The 17326-nt window shown below is 72.0% G+C and carries 19 protein-coding genes, 1 tRNA gene and 1 pseudogene; 12 read left to right on the top strand and 9 right to left on the bottom strand.

The window, feature by feature from the left end; genetic code table 11:
- Window positions 1–18 precede the first annotated feature (18 nt).
- From ACZ5C2_RS24805 to ACZ5C2_RS24785, 5 genes are all read left to right on the top strand, one after another.
- Entirely contained in the window at window positions 19–417 is a 399-nt protein-coding gene (locus ACZ5C2_RS24805; RefSeq protein ID WP_468794854.1) for a DUF302 domain-containing protein, read from the top strand.
- Between the two features lie 170 nt (window positions 418–587).
- Window positions 588–1046 carry a hypothetical protein gene (locus ACZ5C2_RS24800; protein ID WP_468794851.1) on the top strand — a complete coding sequence of 153 codons (459 nt, stop codon included), beginning with the start codon at window positions 588–590 and terminating at the stop codon, window positions 1044–1046.
- Window positions 1047–1099: 53 nt separating this feature from the next.
- Entirely contained in the window at window positions 1100–1624 is a 525-nt protein-coding gene (locus ACZ5C2_RS24795) for a hypothetical protein (protein WP_468794848.1), read from the top strand.
- Window positions 1625–1684: 60 nt separating this feature from the next.
- A complete protein-coding gene (locus ACZ5C2_RS24790; protein WP_468794845.1) occupies window positions 1685–2470 on the top strand; it encodes a DsbA family protein in 786 nt (261 codons plus the stop codon).
- Complete coding sequence (locus ACZ5C2_RS24785; protein ID WP_468794842.1) at window positions 2463–3347, top strand: cytochrome c biogenesis CcdA family protein; 885 nt, start codon at window positions 2463–2465, stop codon at window positions 3345–3347. The genes ACZ5C2_RS24790 and ACZ5C2_RS24785 overlap by 8 nt, the downstream gene beginning before the upstream one ends.
- A gap of 607 nt (window positions 3348–3954) precedes the next feature.
- Here ACZ5C2_RS24785 and ACZ5C2_RS24780 read toward each other — a convergent pair.
- The gene (locus tag ACZ5C2_RS24780; protein ID WP_468794839.1) at window positions 3955–5010 is read right to left on the bottom strand and encodes an LLM class F420-dependent oxidoreductase; all 1056 of its coding nucleotides are present in this window, start codon (window positions 5008–5010) and stop codon (window positions 3955–3957) included.
- Between the two features lie 499 nt (window positions 5011–5509).
- Here ACZ5C2_RS24780 and ACZ5C2_RS24775 point away from each other — a divergent pair, with 499 nt between their 5' ends.
- Window positions 5510–6496, top strand: a complete 987-nt coding sequence (locus ACZ5C2_RS24775; RefSeq protein WP_468794836.1) for an aldo/keto reductase — start codon at window positions 5510–5512, stop codon at window positions 6494–6496.
- Window positions 6493–8535: a helix-hairpin-helix domain-containing protein gene (locus ACZ5C2_RS24770; RefSeq protein ID WP_468794833.1), complete on the top strand. Its 2043-nt coding sequence runs from the start codon at window positions 6493–6495 to the stop codon at window positions 8533–8535. Before ACZ5C2_RS24775 ends, ACZ5C2_RS24770 begins: the two co-directional genes overlap by 4 nt.
- A 68-nt stretch (window positions 8536–8603) precedes the next feature.
- Here ACZ5C2_RS24770 and ACZ5C2_RS24765 read toward each other — a convergent pair whose 3' ends face one another.
- Window positions 8604–9287, bottom strand: coding sequence for a hypothetical protein (locus ACZ5C2_RS24765; protein ID WP_468794830.1), 684 nt, complete (start codon window positions 9285–9287; stop codon window positions 8604–8606).
- 47 nt (window positions 9288–9334) lie between these two features.
- On the opposite strand from ACZ5C2_RS24765, the gene ACZ5C2_RS24760 reads away from it, so the two are divergent.
- Complete coding sequence (locus ACZ5C2_RS24760) at window positions 9335–9523, top strand: DUF5703 family protein (protein ID WP_004933366.1); 189 nt, start codon at window positions 9335–9337, stop codon at window positions 9521–9523.
- 73 nt (window positions 9524–9596) lie between these two features.
- Here ACZ5C2_RS24760 and ACZ5C2_RS24755 read toward each other — a convergent pair whose 3' ends face one another.
- The 3 genes from ACZ5C2_RS24755 to ACZ5C2_RS24745 form a co-directional block, all read right to left on the bottom strand.
- The gene (locus ACZ5C2_RS24755) at window positions 9597–10310 is read right to left on the bottom strand and encodes a chaplin (RefSeq protein ID WP_468794827.1); all 714 of its coding nucleotides are present in this window, start codon (window positions 10308–10310) and stop codon (window positions 9597–9599) included.
- 164 nt (window positions 10311–10474) lie between these two features.
- The gene (gene chpH, locus ACZ5C2_RS24750; protein ID WP_468794824.1) at window positions 10475–10708 is read right to left on the bottom strand and encodes a chaplin ChpH; all 234 of its coding nucleotides are present in this window, start codon (window positions 10706–10708) and stop codon (window positions 10475–10477) included.
- 152 nt (window positions 10709–10860) lie between these two features.
- Window positions 10861–12186, bottom strand: a complete 1326-nt coding sequence (locus ACZ5C2_RS24745) for a M20/M25/M40 family metallo-hydrolase (RefSeq protein WP_468794821.1) — start codon at window positions 12184–12186, stop codon at window positions 10861–10863.
- Between the two features lie 212 nt (window positions 12187–12398).
- On the opposite strand from ACZ5C2_RS24745, the gene ACZ5C2_RS24740 reads away from it, so the two are divergent.
- Both ACZ5C2_RS24740 and ACZ5C2_RS24735 read left to right on the top strand, forming a co-directional pair.
- A tRNA-Leu gene (locus tag ACZ5C2_RS24740) sits at window positions 12399–12486 on the top strand.
- Window positions 12487–12639: 153 nt separating this feature from the next.
- The gene (locus ACZ5C2_RS24735) at window positions 12640–13014 is read left to right on the top strand and encodes a YchJ family protein (RefSeq protein ID WP_468794818.1); all 375 of its coding nucleotides are present in this window, start codon (window positions 12640–12642) and stop codon (window positions 13012–13014) included.
- Window positions 13015–13029: 15 nt separating this feature from the next.
- On the opposite strand, the gene ACZ5C2_RS24730 is transcribed toward ACZ5C2_RS24735, so the two are convergent.
- On the bottom strand, window positions 13030–13731 hold the full coding sequence (locus tag ACZ5C2_RS24730) for a FadR/GntR family transcriptional regulator (RefSeq protein WP_468794815.1): 702 nt from the start codon (window positions 13729–13731) through the stop codon (window positions 13030–13032).
- Window positions 13732–13867: 136 nt separating this feature from the next.
- On the opposite strand from ACZ5C2_RS24730, the gene ACZ5C2_RS24725 reads away from it, so the two are divergent.
- Entirely contained in the window at window positions 13868–14374 is a 507-nt protein-coding gene (locus ACZ5C2_RS24725; RefSeq protein WP_468794812.1) for a gluconokinase, read from the top strand.
- A gap of 76 nt (window positions 14375–14450) precedes the next feature.
- Here the strand turns inward: ACZ5C2_RS24725 and ACZ5C2_RS24720 are convergent, their stop codons facing one another.
- Window positions 14451–14573: a hypothetical protein gene (locus ACZ5C2_RS24720; protein ID WP_468795058.1), complete on the bottom strand. Its 123-nt coding sequence runs from the start codon at window positions 14571–14573 to the stop codon at window positions 14451–14453.
- On the opposite strand from ACZ5C2_RS24720, the pseudogene ACZ5C2_RS24715 reads away from it, so the two are divergent.
- Window positions 14539–15862, top strand: a pseudogene (locus ACZ5C2_RS24715) (GntT/GntP/DsdX family permease). The gene ACZ5C2_RS24720 and the pseudogene ACZ5C2_RS24715 overlap by 35 nt on opposite strands.
- A gap of 75 nt (window positions 15863–15937) precedes the next feature.
- Here the strand turns inward: ACZ5C2_RS24715 and ACZ5C2_RS24710 are convergent.
- Together ACZ5C2_RS24710 and ACZ5C2_RS24705 are read right to left on the bottom strand one after the other, a co-directional pair.
- The gene (locus ACZ5C2_RS24710; RefSeq protein ID WP_468794809.1) at window positions 15938–16561 is read right to left on the bottom strand and encodes a cytochrome b/b6 domain-containing protein; all 624 of its coding nucleotides are present in this window, start codon (window positions 16559–16561) and stop codon (window positions 15938–15940) included.
- Window positions 16545–17300, bottom strand: a complete 756-nt coding sequence (locus ACZ5C2_RS24705; protein ID WP_468794806.1) for a molybdopterin-dependent oxidoreductase — start codon at window positions 17298–17300, stop codon at window positions 16545–16547. The genes ACZ5C2_RS24710 and ACZ5C2_RS24705 overlap by 17 nt, the downstream gene beginning before the upstream one ends.
- Window positions 17301–17326: the final 26 nt, after the last annotated feature.

The following is a 17326-nucleotide window of genomic DNA, read 5'->3' as shown; positions in this document are numbered from 1 at the left end:
CCGAAGGAGCAGCGCACCGTGTCCTACGACCGCACCGTCCGCCTGGCCACCACCGATTTCGACGCCGCCGTCGCCGCCGTTCGCCGGGCTCTGGCCGACCAGGGGTTCGGCGTCCTCACCGAGATCGACGTGACGGCCACCCTGAAGGCCAAACTCGACCACGACATGGAGGACTACCTGATCCTGGGCGCCTGCAACCCGGCCCTCGCCCACCGGGCCCTGGAAGCCGACCGCTCCATCGGTCTGCTCCTGCCGTGCAACGTCGTCATCCGCCGCGACGGCGACCACACGCTCGTCCAGGCCCTCGACCCGGGCACCATGGTCACCCTCACCGGCCTCGACGCGCTCAAGCCGGTCGCCGACGAGGCCACCGCCCGCCTGGACGCCGCCCTGCACGCCGTGGGCGCCGCCGCCTGACCCGCCCGGGCCGGAGCGTCGGGAGTAGGGAGAAGCAGAGCTTCTCCATCGTGGCGGCCGGGGCCTGCTCGGCCTCGGTGTCGACGCTTTCACGACCCACTGGTTCATACCCCTACCGGTATGCCCTATCGTGACTCCCGAATGCGGTATCGCCTCCCGGAGCCCTCACGATGACAGTGCCCTCTTCGCACCACAGAGCGGGTTCCGTGCTGCGCTGCCTGCTGGTGCTGGTCGCCGTGCTGGCCTCGTCCCTGTGCGCGGCCGGGCAGTCCGCGGCGGAATCCGTCCGCGCCGAACCGTCCTCCGCCGCAGTCGGCGCACGGCCCGCGGCAGGACCCCTCCCAGGCAAGGCCGCTTCGGAGCAGGGCAGCGTCGATGTCCTGGAAGCCGTCGCCCTCCATGAGGCGGTCGGCTCCTCGTCGTCGGACAGCGGACACTGCGGCAAGCAGGCCACCCCCGACATCGCCTCCACCCACGACGGCTCCCGTCCGTCCGCGCCGCTGCCGACGCCGGAACGCCAAGAGCACCGGACGCCGGACACGCCGGCAGGCACGGACGCCGCCTCCAGGGAGCCGGGGTCCGTGCCACCCGCACCCGACCCGGTACAGCTCTCCGTCCTGAGGATCTAGACCGGCCCTCGCGCCGCGTCCCTTCACATCCTCAGCGAAACGGAGTCCCTCTCATGCCCTCCTCCCGGTCACCACGCCGGGCGGGAGCGACGCTGGCCGCGTGGCAGTCCCCGCAGTGGGTCGCCGCCACGGCCGGTGCCGCACTGACCGCAGTGCTGGTGGGCGTGCCCACCGCAGTGGTCCCCTCGCCCCTGTTCTCCCGTTCCGTCCCCGTCCAGTGGTGGAACTACCCCGTGCTCGCCGCCACCGCGGTGCTCGCCGGCATCGTTCTGGCCACCTTCCTCAGGCCGCCGCACAGCACCGGCCCCGACGGCCCGGGCACGCCGGAGGACCACGGCGATCCGTCCGCGAAGACCGCCGGACGACTCGGGTCGGTCGGCGGTCTGCTGTCGTTGCTGGCAGTGGGCTGCCCCGTCTGCAACAAGCTCGTCCTGGTCCTGCTGGGCACCTCCGGTGCGCTCACCTACTGGGCACCGCTGCAACCGCTGGTGGCCGTCGTCTCACTCGTCCTGCTGGCCGAGGCGGCACTGCGCAGGCTCTCCACAGCCGACGTGTGCCCCGTACCGGCCCGTCGCTGAGCCTCCCGCCGCCCCCGCGGACACGTCTCCTCGCCCTTTCTCACCTCTCGGAGCACCACCATGCCCGGAAAATCCGCGACCTCCGCGTCCCCGCGAGCCGGGCGGCCACGCCCCGGCCGCACCCGGCGCGTCCTCGCCGTGATCGTGCTGACCGCCGCCATCGTGACCGCCGTCCTCGCCCTCGCCCTCGGCCGTGACACCACCGGAGGCGGCACGGCCGCCCCCGCCACGGTGTCGACCCCCGAGGAACAGCAGCCGGCCGACCCCGAGCTGCTCGCCCTGGCCCGCCGGGACGCCGCCGACCCGCTCGCCCTCGGCAGCCCGGACGCCCCTGTCGTGCTGATCGAGTACTCCGACTTCCAGTGCCCCTTCTGCGGCCGATTCGCCCGTGAGACCAAGCCTGACCTGATCCGCGACTACGTCGACACGGGCATCCTGCGCATCGAGTGGCGCAACTTCCCCGTCTTCGGCGCCGAGTCCGACCATGCCGCACGAGCCGGCTGGGCGGCCGGACAACAGGACCGCTTCTGGCAGTTCCACGACGAGGCCTACGCCGAACCGCGCCGCCGCAACGCGGGCGACTTCACTAGGGACAAGCTCGTCGCCATGGCCCGGAAGGCCGGTGTCAAGGACCTCGCACGGTTCGAGAAGGACATGACCTCCGACGCCGCCCACCAGGCAGTCACCCGCGACAGCGAGGAGGGCTACGACATCGGGGTCACCAGCACTCCCGCATTCCTGATCAACGGCCGGCCAGTGCTCGGCGCCCAGCCCACGGACGTCTTCACCGACATCATCGACCAGGCCGCCGAACAGGCACGGCAGCAGGAAGACGGCGGTGAGTGACCCCGGCGTGCTGGTCGCCTTCCTCGGCGGCCTGCTCGCCCTCCTCAGCCCTTGCTCGGCCCTGCTGCTGCCGGCGTTCTTCGCATACTCCTTCAGCAGCCGCACCCGGCTCCTGGGCCGCACGGCACTGTTCTACGCCGGACTCTGCCTCACCCTGGTGCCGCTAGGGGTGGCCGGCTCCTTCGCCGGGCGGCTCTTCTACGGACACCGGGACACCCTGGTCACGGCCGGCGGCTGGCTGGTCATCGCGCTCGGCGTGGCCCAGGTGCTGGGCCGGGGATACGGCTCGCGCCGCATGCAGCAGGCGGCCAGCAGGCGCCGCTCGGGATCCGCGGCCTCCGTGCTGGCGCTGGGCTCGGTCTACGGCCTGGCGGGCTTCTGCGCGGGACCGATCCTCGGCGCCGTCCTGACCGTCGCGGCCATGGGCGGCAACCCCTGGCGGGGCGGCGCGCTGCTGGCCGTCTACGCCCTGGGCATGGCGGTGCCGATGTTCGTCCTGGCAGCCCTGTGGGACCGCTACGACCTCGGGCGCCGGCAGTGGCTGCGCGGGCGGGTGATCCACCTCGGGACAGTACCGCTGCACACCACCTCCCTGGTCGGCGGAACGATGTTCATCCTGCTCGGCGTCCTGTTCCTGGCCTTCGACGGCACCTCCGCACTGCCGTCCCCCATGGGAGTGGACGCGGAATTCGCCTGGGAGGAACGGCTGTCCCGGTGGGCGGGCGCGGTCCCCGACCGCATCCTGCTGCTCGGCCTGGCCGCGGCCGCGGCAGCGGCCGCCCTCGCCGTCCTGCTGCGCACTCGCCCCGGACGGAAGGAGGAGCGACCCCCGCCGCGTGCCGTCCGCGCGGACGGCACCGCGAAGGAACATCGCTGACCTCACGCGTGTCCTGGGGGGACCCGTCGGGATTCTCCCAGGACAACGGGGGTTCGCAGACGGCCACAAGGCCGACAACCCAGTCCTGGCACGGCACGTGCGAGCGCGAGGACCGGCGGTGCCCTCTCCTCGCCCTCCTGCCCGCCGCCCCCTCCTACCTCCAACCCCGGCACCCCCCGCGCCGCCGAAGACCCGCAGCGCTGCCAGCGAGGGCGGGATCCGCAGACCGAAATCGCCGCGGTGGCGCGGCCGGTTGAACAGGTCGCTGGGCGACTCGATGGTGTAGCCGAATCGGCGCATCATCTCGCCGGCGCAGCGCTGTTCGAGGAACGCGACGTACGCGTCGATCTTGCCGCGCAGGGTCGACGGGGCACGCTTCCCGGGGCCGGCGAAGTACCGAGGCACGCATCTCGGCGCAGGGCCAGGGGAGCCGCTTCCTCGACACGCTGTCGGAGTTCCAGTGGGCGAGGGATGCGGCCGATCCGGCGTCCACGACGCCGGACGGGCTGATCAAACCGGTGGTGGAGGTCTGCGAGTTCTGCGCCACGGTGCCGTGGCAGCTCACGTCCTGCGAGGTGGACCGCCCTGCGTACTCCACTGGGGCGGGTCAGGCCAGACCGGCGCGCTCCAGCGCGTCGGTGCCGGCCCGGAGCGATGCGAGACGCTCGTCGAGCGTGAAACCGGCCGGGGCGAGGGTGAGGGTGGTGACTCCGGCGGCGGCGTAGGCCTTCATCCGGTCGGCGATGCGGTCGACCGAACCGAGGAGGGTCGTCTTGTCGATCAGGTCGTGCGGGACGGCAGCCGCGGCTGCCTGCTTGTCGCCGGACAGGTACGCGTCCTGGATCTCGGCGGCCTCCCGCTCGTACCCCATGCGCCGGGCGAGCTGGTTGTAGAAGTTCTGCTTGCGGCTGCCCATGCCGCCGACGTACAGCGCGGTGTAGGGGCGGAAGGTGTCGGCGAGAGTGGTGACGTCCTTGTCGTCGCCGACGGCGAGAGGGAGGGTGGGGCAGATGTCGAAGCCGTCGAGGGTCTTGCCGGCCTTCTCGCGTCCGGCGCGGAGGTGCTTGACGGCGGTGTCCTCGAGGTGGTCGGCGGAGGGGAAGATCAGCAGGGCGCCGTCGGCGATCTCGCCGGTCTGCTCGAGGTTCTTCGGGCCGATCGCGGCGATGTAGAGGGGGATGTGTTCGCGCTGGGGGTGCACGGTGAGCTTGATCGGCTTGCCGGGACCGCCGGGGAGGGGGAGGGTCCAGTGCTCGCCCTCGTGGGAGAGGCGCTCGCGGGTCATGGCCTTGCGGATGATCTCGACGTACTCGCGGGTGCGTGCGAGGGGTTTGTCGAACTTGACGCCGTACCAGCCCTCGGAGACCTGGGGGCCGGAGACGCCGAGGCCCAGGCGGAAGCGGCCGCCGGAGAGGGAGTCGAGGGTGGCCGCGGTCATCGCGGTCATCGCGGGCTGGCGGGCGGGGATCTGGAAGATGGCGGAGCCGACGTCGATACGCCGGGTCTGGGCGGCTACCCAGGTGAGGACCGTGGCGGCGTCGGAGCCGTAGGCCTCCGCGGCCCAGCAGACCGCGTACCCGAGACGGTCGGCTTCCTGGGCCACGGCGAGGTTGTCCGCGTCCATTCCGGCGCCCCAGTAGCCGAGGTTGATCCCTAGCTGCATGACCGTTCTCCCCTTACCGATGAGTAACGTCGCTTGTGCGCCGACCCTATACCTCCGGCGGGGGTGCGGGTCCTGTGCCCGCGGCACCGCTGCGGGTGGAAGGTGCGTGCAGCGCCATGCCGGTGGACGGGTCGGGTCCGGGGGCGGCCTCTGCCGCCGTCCCCGCACGCGCCGCACGCGACCGCGGTACGCCGCACCCTCCGCCCGCCGCGGGCCGGCTGCCTCCCCCGGTGCCGTGAAGGCCGGGAGGGTGTTTCCATGGCGGCACGGGCGGGCGCGGCGGCACGCCGTCGGCGCCCGCCCGTGCGAAGGCCCCCGCCCCGCACCGACGCCGGGTGCCCGGTGAACGCCGGGCTGCGCCCGGGTCGGCACGGACGCGGGGCGTCGCGGCGGCACCGGGTCGCACGTCCCACCCGGCCGGCGAACGCCCGCGGCCCGGCGGAAATCGGTTGTCCACAGGCCCCCACGCCGCCGCCCTCGGCCAGTAATCTCGGCGTTCATGGAGCAGAGGCATCTCGGCCGTACCGGCCTGCGTGTGTCCCGGATCGGGCTCGGGACTCTGACCTGGGGTCGGGACACCGACGAGCACGAGGCGGCGGACCTCCTGAAGACCTTCTGGGAAGCCGGCGGAACGCTCGTCGACACCGCCGACGTGTACGGCGACGGCGAGGCGGAGTACCTGCTCGGAAGGCTGATGGACGGACTCGTACCACGCCGCGACCTCGTGATCTCGACGAAGGCCGGCAGCGTGCCCGATCCGGACCGCCGGTTCGACGGCTCACGGGGACATCTGCTCGGGGCCCTGGACGCCTCGCTCGCCCGGCTCGGCACCGATTACGTCGACGTGTGGCACGTCCACGCCTACGACCCCGCCACCCCGCTGGAGGAGACGCTCCAGGCACTCGACATCGCCGTCGGCAGCGGCCGGGTGCGCTATGCCGGTGTTTCCAACTTCTGCGGCTGGCAGCTCGCCAAGGCGGCGACCTGGCAGCTGGCCGCGCCGGGAACACGGACACGGCTGGCGAGTACACAGATGGAGTACTCGCTGCTGCAGCGCGGTGTGGAGCGTGAGGTGCTGCCCGCCGCCCTCGATCTCGGGATCGGGCTGTTGCCGTCCTCGCCGCTCGGACGGGGCGTGCTGAGCGGCAAGTACCGGGGCGACGCCACCCCGTCGGACTCCCGGGGCGCCTCGGAGCACCTCGCGCCGTTCGTCGCCCCGTACCTCGACGACACCGCGAGCCGGATCGTGGACGCCGTCACCACGGCGGCGGACGGGCTCGCCGTGACCGCGCTGCAGGTGGCGCTCGCCTGGGTGCGGGACCGGCCCGGTGTGACCGCCCCCGTCGTCGGCGCGCGCAACGCGCAGCAGCTCGCGGCGGCGTTGTCAGTGGAGACCCTTAGTCTGCCTGACGAGATCTGCCGGGCGCTGGACGATGTGTCGGCGCCCGTGCACCGCTATCCCGATCACGACTGGAGCACGCTGTGAGCACCGAGCCGCCCGAGACGCCGGAGGACGCCGAGCCGGGGAGCGCGGGCGCCGCGCCCGCCGAGGGCGCGCAGGTGTCCGAGGCCGAGGCCGAGCTGGCCGCGCAGCGCCTGGAGCGGGAGCGGATCGAGCGACGGAAGGCGGAGCGGCAGGGGCCGGTCGAGGCCGGCACCAAGCTGAGCGGCACGGCCGCGGATCTGCTGGCCGCCGTGCGGGCCGTGGAGAGCGGGGAGAAGCCGGCGGCCACCGTGTTCGACGAGGCCCGGTCCTCGCCCCGGCGGCCCGCTCCCGAGCCCGTCCGGCAGACGACGGCCGTGACTCCGGTCGCCCCCGCCGCCGGTGCCGTCGAGGAGGTGCGGGGCGTGCTGGCCCAGGGGGGCGCTCCGGAAGGGCTCGCCGCGCAGGCTGCCGCGGTGCTGGGTGAAGGGGCCGGGGAGGTGCTGCGCTCCGATCCGTGGCAGTTGCTGCGGATCGCCGGGGTGCGGCCCGATCAGGCCGACGGGTTCGCGCGGGCACTGCTCGGTGCCGGGGCGGGGCCGGGTGATGAGCGGCGGGGCCGGGCGGTCGCCGTGTGGCTGCTGGAGCAGGCGGCGCTGGCCGGGCACACCGTTCTCGAGATGGCCGCCCTGGCCGACGCGCTGGGGCGGCAGGGAGTGCCGGAGCCCGAGGGATCCGTGCAGGACGCCATCTCGGAGGGGGACGTTCTCGTCTTCCAGGACGCCGTCGGCGAAGCCGGGGAGGACGAGGAGCAGCCGGTCCGGGTGCTGGTGGGTCTCGAGCGGTACGCGATGGCCGAGGAGAGCCTTGCGGACGGCCTCGCCCGGCTGGTCAACTCCGTGCCCAAACAGGACGGCGGGAGTGAGGAGTGGGAGCGTGCGGCCGCCTCGGCGGAGGGTTCCGCCGGTGAGCTGATCCGCGCCGTCGCCGGGCACGGGCTGGTGCTGCACACCGGCGGGGAGGCCTCGTCGGCCGAACCGGCGGCACTGCTCGACGCGGCGCACGGCCTGGGGCTGCGGGTCTGGGCCGCCACACACGGTCCGGTCGGGCGTGCCCGGTTCGCGGCACTGGTGGAGGGGCCCGGCGTCGCCACGGTCGCCGGGCTGCTGTCCGGTGCCGAGGGGCCCGGGCGGGACGCCGACGGTGCGCTGGAGGTGGATCTGCTGGTGGTGCTCGACGCTCCGCAGCTGGACGTCGAGACCGCCGCGCTGGTGACGGAGTCGCTGCCGGACGGGGCGCGGCTGGTGCTCGCCGGTGATCCCGGCGTGCTGTGGTCGGTGGGGGCCGGGCGGGTCTTCGCCGATCTGCTGACGGCGCGGTCCTGCCCGCAGATCGCCTCCCGGCGGCCGGATCCCGGGCCGCTGGGCGAGCTGGTCTCCGGGATCGGCGCCGGCGAGCTGCACCAGGTGGCGGCGCCCGGCAAGGAGGTCGTGATCGTGCCGGTGCGGGACGCGGGGGAGGCCGTGCACCGGACCGTACAGCTGGTGGTGGACTCGGTGCCGCGCGCCATCGGGGTGCCGGCCGAGGAGACGCAGGTGATCACCCCGGGGCACGGGGGTGCCGTCGGTACGCGTGTGCTGAACGCCGCGCTGAAGGAGCGGCTGAATCCGGGGCCGGGGCGCTTCGGCGGGTTCGATCCGGGTGACCGGGTCGCCTACTCCCCCGCTCCGGGACGTACGCTGCCGGGCCGCGTGATGAACGCCGACGGCGAAGGGCTGCGTCTGGCGTGCGGCGGCGAGGAGATCGTCGTTCCGAGGGAGCGGGTGGAGCAGTCCGTGCGGCACGGGTGGGCGATGACCGCGCACCAGGCGGTGGGCTGCCGGTGGCCCGCGGTGGTCGTGGTGCTGCCCGGCGACGCCGCCCAGGCACTGAGCCGGCCCTGGGTGTACACGGCGTTCGGCCGGGCCGGCCGTCATCTGTCGGTGGTGCACGGGGTGGAGCAGGCGCTGGCCCGCGCCGTGGCCGAGGTGACGGCGAAGCCGCGGACGACCCGGTTGCCGGTGCTGCTGGCACCGCAGGTTCCGGCGGGCGCGGACCGCTGACCGCGACCGCATCCGCGCGACGGGGGCGGCACCTGTGGTGCCGCCCCCGTGCGGGTGAGCGGCCGCGGTCAGCGGTCCGCGTCGAGTGGTTCCAGGTCCTCGTCCTCGTCCAGCTGCGGGAGCGGCTCGTCGTCGGTGTCGTCCTCCATGTCCTCGTCGTCGTCGAAGACGGCGCTGACGTCGAAGCGGCAGACCACCTGCTGCGGATCCACGTGATCGAACGGGGCCTCCAGCCACTCGCCGGGGTCCGCCGGTTCGTCCGACGCCGTCACCCAGAGCGTGGAATCGCCCTCCTCCAGGCCGAATTCCTTGTGCCGGGAGGCGATCTCGTCCGGCTCGAACTCGCCGAACAGCAGGCCGAGCGCACCGTGGACGGTGCCGGGGGTCTCTGAACTCTCGTCGTCCGCCGCCTCGATCCGCTGGGCGTGCGCGAGCAGCCGCTGTGGTTCCGCGACGGCGTAGTCACGGCGGATCAGCACGCTGAGCGCGCTCGGCTCCTCGGGGCCGGTGTACGGCGGCAGGGCGTCCTCGGCACTGGGGATCTCGAAGGGTGTGACCTCGTCGTAGCGGTCGTAGAGCAGTTCGTCGTACGCCTCCGCGGCCGCGGCCAGCTGGTTGAACGCCTCGTAGACGGCCGGGTCGTCCTCCCCCGACCGGCTTTCGACCGCGGCCAGGTGGCGGTCGAGCGCGGTCTTCACCGCCTCGGCGGCGGCGCGTACCTCGGCAGCGGTGGGCTGCGCAGCATCAGACATAGTGCAGACGCTATCCGTACCGGGGCCCGGCCCGCACAATAGATGCGATGCCGGAATACGAATTTGTCGACGTGTACGTGCCGCGCGGGGTCTCCCGCAAGGAGACGGCACGTCTGCTGACGGACCACGCAGAGTACGGTCACTGGGAGTTGTACCGCCTGACGCTGATGCGTGACGGCAGCCGCAGGGTGCGGCTGCGGCGGCGGATCATCCGCCAGGTGCGCGCCACCTGGTGAGCTCGCCTCTCCCGGCCGGAATCACACGATGGAGCGGGGCCCGCGTCGCGGGGCCCGCTCCGTGTGTCCGGTGTCAAGCGGCGTTGCGGGCCTTGCGGTAGAGGACCGTGCCGGCGAGCAGGGCGCCCGCACCGACCGGAAGGGCGAGACCCATGGGCAGTTCGCTGCCGGTCTGCGCCAGCTGCGCGTCGGTCCGGGGGTGGGCGACGGTGTGGGGATCCGACTGGTTGCCGCGCGGGGAGTCCCCTGGGGTGGCCGGCGTGCTCGGCTCGTCGCCGGGGCGGTCCGGCCGCTCGGGGCTGCCGGGACCACCCGGGTCGCCGGGCTGTTCGGGGTGCTCGTGTCCGGATCCACCGTTCGCGCAGCCGTTGCCCTCCGTGGCGTTGCCCGCGCCGAGGACGTCGACGCTGTTGCCGCAGACGTTCACCGGGATGTGCACCGGGGCCTGGATCCGGTTGCCGGAGCCCACGCCGGGTGAGTCGCTCGTGCGACCGTCGGCGTGCGAGCCGCCGGTGCCGCCGTGCCCGTCCGGGGACGAGGCGCCGCTGTCGTTGGCGCAGGAGTCGCCCACGGACGGGTTGAGGACGCCGACGACGTTGACCGTGTTGCCGCAGACGTTCACCGGAACGTGCACCGGTGCCTGCACCGTGTTGCCGGAGAGCACGCCGGGCGATCCGGCGGCGGTGCCCGCCGCGCCGGAGTCGGCGTGGGCGGCCGCCCCGCCCGCGGCGAGCACACCCGTGGCGGCCGCCATCGTCATCAGGCCCTTGCGGGTCACCTGTCGCATTGTTGAAATCCCTGTCTTCGACCTGGTACCGGGACATGACATTCCACGTGGATTCCCGGTTCTCCGACGTTTTCAAAGACCGGTCGGCCCCGGAGAGCATGGCGCGCTCTGGGGCCGACGGGCTCGAGCCCTAGCGGGCATTCCCTAGAGGGCGAGGCACAACGTCACGCGTTGACGCAGGTGTTGCCGAAGGCAGGGTTCAGCAGCCCGATCACGGAAACCGTGTTGCCGCAGACGTTCACCGGAACGTGCACCGGGACCTGGATGACGTTGCCGGAGATGACACCCGGGGAGTGCACGGCGGCACCCTGGGCGCCCGAGTCGGCGGCGGCCATGCCCGCACCCGCGAGAACCAGACCACCCGTGGCAGCTGCGACGGCGACGACCTTCTTGAGCATTATTCCTCCTTGTTGGCAGAGCGATCCAAAGTCGCGGATCACATCACGGGTAACGAGGAGGAAGTAATGAGGCTACGAGCTTATCGTCGCATTCACTCTTCCCGGTCAACTCTGCACGCCTGCACGATTATCGAGTTCATCGGGTAACCGTCTCAGGACGCGTCCAGGAAACGGTCGAGCACCCGCACGCCGAACTTCAGGCCGTCCACCGGCACCCGCTCGTCGACTCCGTGGAACATGCCCGCGAAGTCCAGCTCCGGCGGGAGCTTCAGCGGCGCGAAGCCGAAGCAGCGGATGCCGAGGTCGTCGAAGGACTTGGCGTCGGTGCCGCCGGAGAGCATGTAGGGCACGGCCCGCGCGATCGGGTCCTCGGCACGCAGCGCGAGCTGCATGGCGTCGACGAGCCGGCCGTCGAAGTCGGTCTCCAGCGCCTTGTCGGAGTGAACGTCCTCGCGCCGCACGCGCGGGCCGAGGATGCGGTCGAGGTCGGCGAGGAACTCCTCCTCGTGGCCGGGCAGGAAACGCCCGTCGACGTGCGCGGTGGCCCGGCCGGGGATGACGTTGACCTTGTAGCCGGCGCCGAGCTGGGTGGGCGCCGCCGAGTTGCGCAGCGTGGTGCCGATCATGCGGGCGATGCCGCCGAGCTTGGCGAGGGTCTCGTCCATGTTCTCCGGGTCGAGCTCGGTGCCGAGCGCGTCGGAGAGCTCGTCCAGGAAGGCCCGTACGGTCTTGGTGACTCGAACCGGCCACGTGTGCCGGCCGAGGCGCGCGACGGCCTCGCACAGCTCGGTGATGGCGTTGTCGTCGTTGGTCATCGAGCCGTGGCCCGCGGTGCCGTCGACGGTGAGCCGCATCCAGTGCATGCCCTTCTCGGCGGTCTCGACGAGGTAGAGGCGCAGCTTCTCGTTGACGGTGAAGGAGAATCCGCCGACCTCGCCGATGGCCTCGGTGACGCCCTCGAACAGCTCGGGGTGCTCCCGCACCAGGTGCTTGGCGCCGTAGGTGCCACCGGCCTCCTCGTCCGCGAGGAACGCGAGCACGATGTCCCGGGGCGGCTTGCGTCCGCTGCGCATGCGATCGCGGACGACGGCGAGGGTCATCGCGTCCATGTCCTTCATGTCGACGGCCCCGCGGCCCCACACGCATCCGTCGGCGATCTCGCCGGAGAAGGGGTGGTGGGTCCAGTCGTCCGCGTCGGCCGGTACGACGTCGGTGTGACCGTGGATGAGCAGCGCGGGCCGGGACGGGTCCTCACCCTCGATCCGGGCCACCGTGGAGGCACGCCCCGGGTGCGACTCGAAGATCCGCGGTTCCAGACCCACCTCGGCGAGCTTCTCGGCGACGTACTCCGCCGCCTTCCGCTCGCCGGGGCCCGAGTGGTCGCCGTAGTTGCTGGTGTCGATCCGGATCAGCTCGCGGCAGAGGTCCACGACCTCGTCCTCACCGGTGACGCTCCTGGCCGTGCCGGTCTCGCTCACGTGCTTCCTCCCGCTGCTGGTGTCCTTGCTGGTGTTCCCGCTGGTGGGTCGTCCTCATCCTCCCTCCCCCGTGGGCCCACCCCAAGACCCGGCCCGGCCCGTCACACGCCGTTCACGCCAGGACACCGCGGGGCGGGGTGATCGGCCACCCCGGAACACCTGGTAATGTTTACGTCGTCGCCGCAGGGGGAAACCCGCGCGACAGACACCTTGTCCGGGTGGCGGAATGGCAGACGCGCTAGCTTGAGGTGCTAGTGCCCTTTATCGGGCGTGGGGGTTCAAGTCCCCCCTCGGACACCAGCAGGATTGATGAAGGGCCCTTGGTCACCAAGGGCCCTTCATCGTTTCCCGTCGAGCCGGCGACTCCCCGAAAGCGGGCGCGGGCCAGGTCAGATGCCAGCCAGAAGATCTGTACGAACGTCCGGGCCACGCCGACCGGGCAGAATAGCGACCATGCCAACTCGACCCTGCCCCTGCGGGCTGCCCGAGGCGTACGAGGACTGCTGCGGCCGGTTCCACCTCGACGCCGCCGCCGCTCCCACCGCCGAGCGGCTGATGCGGTCGCGGTACTGCGCGTTCGTGCGGCAGGACGGCGCGTATCTGCTGCGGACCTGGCATCCGGGGACACGGCCGGAGCGGATCGATTTCGATCCCGGGATGCGGTGGACCGGGCTGGAGATCCTGGAGACGAGCGACGGGTCAGCCTTCCACGCCGCCGGGACGGTGACCTTCCGGGCGTCCTGGCGGGGTGGCTCCCTGCACGAGCGGAGCCGGTTCGAGCGGGTCGACGGGGCGTGGGTGTATGTCGACGGGGACTTCCTGAGCTAGAGCGGCCGCGCCGCGTCACGGCGCCAGGATGTCCAGTTCCTGGAGGGCGCCCTCGGTGATCTCGCGGGTCAGCCGCTCCGCGCGGGCGGCGTCGCGTTCGCGGACCGCCTCGGCGAGCTGGACGTGCAGGGTGACGGCCGCCGGGTCGGGGTCCTCGAACATCACGTCGTGGTGGGTACGGCCGGCGAGCACCTCGGCGACGACGTCACCGAGGCGGGCGAACATCTCGTTGCCGGAGGCGGTCAGGATCACGCGGTGGAACGCCACGTCGTGGAAGAGGTAGCCCTCCAGCTTGTGACCGCGTGAGTGGGCGACCATGCCAAGGGCGCACTCGGTGAGTTCGGCGCACTGCTCGGCCGTGGCGTTGCGCGCGGCCAGGGCCGCCGCGACCGGTTCGATCGCCGAACGCAGCACCGTGAGCGAGCGCAGCTGCCGGGGGCGGTCCGGGCCCGCCAGACGCCAGCGGATGACCTGGGGGTCGTACACGTTCCACTCGCGGGTCGGCAGGACCGTCACACCGACGCGGCGCCGGGAGCTGACCAGGCGCATCGACTCCAGGACACGGACCACTTCGCGCATCACCGATCGCGAGACGTCGAATCGCTGGGCGAGCTCGTCGGTGCGCAGAACACTGCCGGGCGGGTAGGCGCCTGCGGTGATCTCGGGGCCGAGGGCGTCCAGTACGCGGCCGTGCAGCCCTCGGTCCGTGGTGCTCATGCACTCAGAGTACGGGGCGGATCACGCCTTAAAAAGTCAGACTTATATGTCACACACTCTTGAATTCGTCGTATCTAATGCGCTTCAGTTGCGTCGACATCACGGGTCAACGAAGACAGCAGACAGTGAGGCAGCGATGAACACCCCCCATGTGGTCGTGGTCATGGGCGTCGCGGGCACCGGCAAGACGACCGTCGGCGCCTTGCTCGCGGCCCGGTTCGACGTTCCGTACGCCGAGGGCGACGACTTCCACCCGCAGGCCAACATCGACAAGATGTCGGCCGGTACTCCCCTCGGCGACGACGACCGGTGGCCCTGGCTCGACGCCATCGGCGCGTGGGCGCACGGGCGGGCGGGTCACGGCGGGGTGGTCAGCTGCTCGGCGCTGAAGCGTGCGTACCGTGACCGGCTGCGGGATGCCGCGCCCGGCGTCGTCTTCCTGCACCTGACCGGTGACCGCGCGCTCATCGAGGACCGGATGTCGCACCGGCAGGGGCACTTCATGCCCACGGCGCTGCTCGACTCCCAGTTCGCCACGCTCCAGCCGTTGGAGCCGGACGAGTCCGGGATCGCCGTGGAGGTGACGGGCAGCCCCGAGGAGATCACCGAGCAGGCGGCCACCGCCCTCGAGGCCCTCTCGTAGCCCACCGGGCAGGTCCCTGACCGCACCCTCCCCCGGGGCCCCCACCTGTCCCCCGGTTTCTCACCGACCCCCACACTCACCAGGGAACCACCGTGACCAGACTCAGCGTCGAGATGCTGGCGGCGGACGCACCCGAGCCGATCACCTCGGCCGGCCACGCCCAGCTGGGCATCGCCGTCCTGGCGGGCATTGCCGTCATCGTCCTGCTCATCACCAAGTTCAAGCTGCATGCCTTCCTGTCGCTGACCATCGGCTCGCTGGCGCTCGGCGCGTTCGCCGGAGCACCGCTGGACGAGGTGATCACCAGCTTCAGCGCCGGACTCGGCTCCACCGTCGCCGGCGTGGGCGTACTGATCGCCCTCGGCGCGATCCTCGGCAAGATGCTCGCCGACTCCGGCGGCGCCGATCAGATCGTCGACACCATCCTCGAGCGGGCGAGCGGCCGGACGATGCCCTGGGCGATGGTGCTGATCGCCTCGGTGATCGGTCTGCCCTTGTTCTTCGAGGTCGGCGTGGTGCTGCTGATCCCGGTGGTGCTGATGGTCGCCAAGCGCGGCAACTACTCCCTGATGCGCATCGGCATCCCGGCGCTCGCCGGTCTGTCCGATGCACGGTCTGGTCCCGCCGCACCCCGGCCCGCTGGTCGCGATCGACGCCGTGGGCGCCAACCTCGGGGTGACGCTGGCGCTGGGCGTGCTGATCGCCATACCGACGGTGGTCATCGCCGGTCCGCTGTTCTCCACGTACGCCGCCCGCTGGGTGGACGTCCCTGCGCCGGAGGGGATGGTCCCGCAGCGTCCCTCCGAGGACCTGGACAAGCGGCCCGGCTTCGGCGCGACGCTGGCCACGATTCTGCTGCCGGTCGTGCTGATGCTCGCCAAGGCGCTGGTCGACATCGTCGTCGACGACCCCGAGAACTCGGCGCAGCGCGTCTTCGACGTGATCGGCTCGCCGCTGATCGCCCTGCTCGCGGCCGTCCTCGTCGGCATCTTCACGCTGGGCATGCCCGCCGGGTTCAGCCGGGAGCGCATCTCGGTCCTGGTCGAGAAGTCGCTCGCGCCGATCGCGGGCATCCTGCTGATCGTCGGCGCGGGCGGCGGTTTCAAGCAGACGCTGATCGACACCGGCATGGGCCGGATGATTCTGGACATCTCCAAGGACTGGTCCATCCCGGCACTGCTGCTGGCCTGGCTGATCGCGGTGGCGATCCGGCTGGCGACCGGTTCGGCGACCGTGGCGACCGTCTCGGCGGCCGGTCTGGTGGCACCGCTCGCGGCCGACATGTCGACCACGCACGCCGCCCTGCTGGTGCTGGCCATCGGTGCCGGTTCGCTCTTCTTCAGCCATGTCAACGACGCCGGTTTCTGGCTGGTGAAGGAGTACTTCGGCCTGGACGTCGGGCAGACGATCAAGACCTGGTCGGTGATGGAGACGATCATCTCGGTGGTCGCCGGCGGTCTGGTCCTGCTGCTGTCGCTGATCATCTAGCTGAACCCGGCACACGGGCCGGTCCGTACCTCGTCACCTTGTCGCGACGAGGTACGGACCGGCCCGTCGGCGTTGTCAGGGGCGCCACAGTGGATGCTCACGCTCCGCCCACTCCCGGCGGACGGAGCCCGTGCGCATGCCGCGGCGGGCCTCGGGATCCGCCACGGCCATGCCGATGTGCCCGGCGAGGACGATACCGAGGGTCAGTGCCGTCCAGTCGTGGACGAAGGTCGCGCTGGTGCGCCACACCAGCGGAGTGAGCTGCGTGAACCACATCAGCAGACCGGTGCCCAGCATCACCAGCGTGGCGCCCGCGATCCAAGCCGCGTAGATCTTCTGGCCGGCGTTGAACTTCCCGGCGGGGCGGGACGAGGGTCGCTTGTCGCGGCGCAGGGCGGCGCGCAGCCAGGTGCGGTCGTGCGGGCCGAAGCGGTTGAGGCGGCCCAGGTCGGCGCGGAGGGCACGGGAGGCGAGACCGGCGAGGACGGGGACGGGCAGGAGGAGCCCGGACCACTCGTGAACGGTGACGACGAGGGCGCGGCGACCCACGAGCTGGGCGAGCTGAGGGACGTAGAGGCAGGCGGCCGTGAAGACGCACAGGCCCGTCAGCGCGGCCGTGGTGCGGTGCACCCACCGCTGGGCGCGGCCGAAGCGCCGTACGGCCGTGACGGCGGGCGGGGTGTCAGCTCGTAGGCTCATCGTCGCGTCCGTTCGAGCGGCCGACCCAGGCGTCGATGTCGTAACCGCGCTCCTCCCAGTAGCCGGGTTCGACGTCCTCGGTGACGGTGATGCCGGAGAGCCACTTGGCGGACTTGTAGAAGTACATCGGGGCCACGTAGAGGCGGGCCGGGCCGCCGTGGGCTTGGCCGAGGTCCTCGTCCCGCAGGCGCAGGGCGACCAGGACGTCCGCGCGGCGTGCCTGGTCGAGGGTGAGGCTCTCGGAGTAGGCACCGTCGAAGCAGGTGAAGCGCACCGCCCCGGCCGAAGGGCGTACCCCCGCGGCGTCCAGGAGCCGGGACAGGCGCACCCCCTCGAACGCCGTGTCCGGTACCCGCCAGCCGGTGACGCACTGGACGTCCCGGACCGTGCGGGTCTGCGGCAGGGACCTCAGCTCGGCCAGGGTGTAGCGCGCGGGCCGGTCGACGAGGCCGTCGACGGTGAGGCGGTAGGTGTCCGCGTCCTTGCGCGGGACGGAGGAGGTGACCGAGTAGTAGCGGAAGCCGCCACCGTTCGGCAGCAGTCCGGTCAAGCCGGTGGGGTCCTTGTCGGAGGCTCCGGCGAGGAAGGACTCCATGCCGCGCTGGAGGGTGGGTGCGGTGACGACGCCGAGGGCGCCGAGACCGAGGGTGCCGAGCAGGACCCGGCGGCCGATGGGCCTGCCACGCCCGTCCGGTTCGTTCCGCTCGTCCTGGCCTTGCGGCGGCTGTTCGGAGTTCACTCGTTCATTCGAGCACCCGCGCCCCG

The organism is Streptomyces sp. NPDC031365 (genome assembly GCF_055569765.1).
This window is presented reverse-complemented; position numbering and strand designations above follow the sequence as displayed.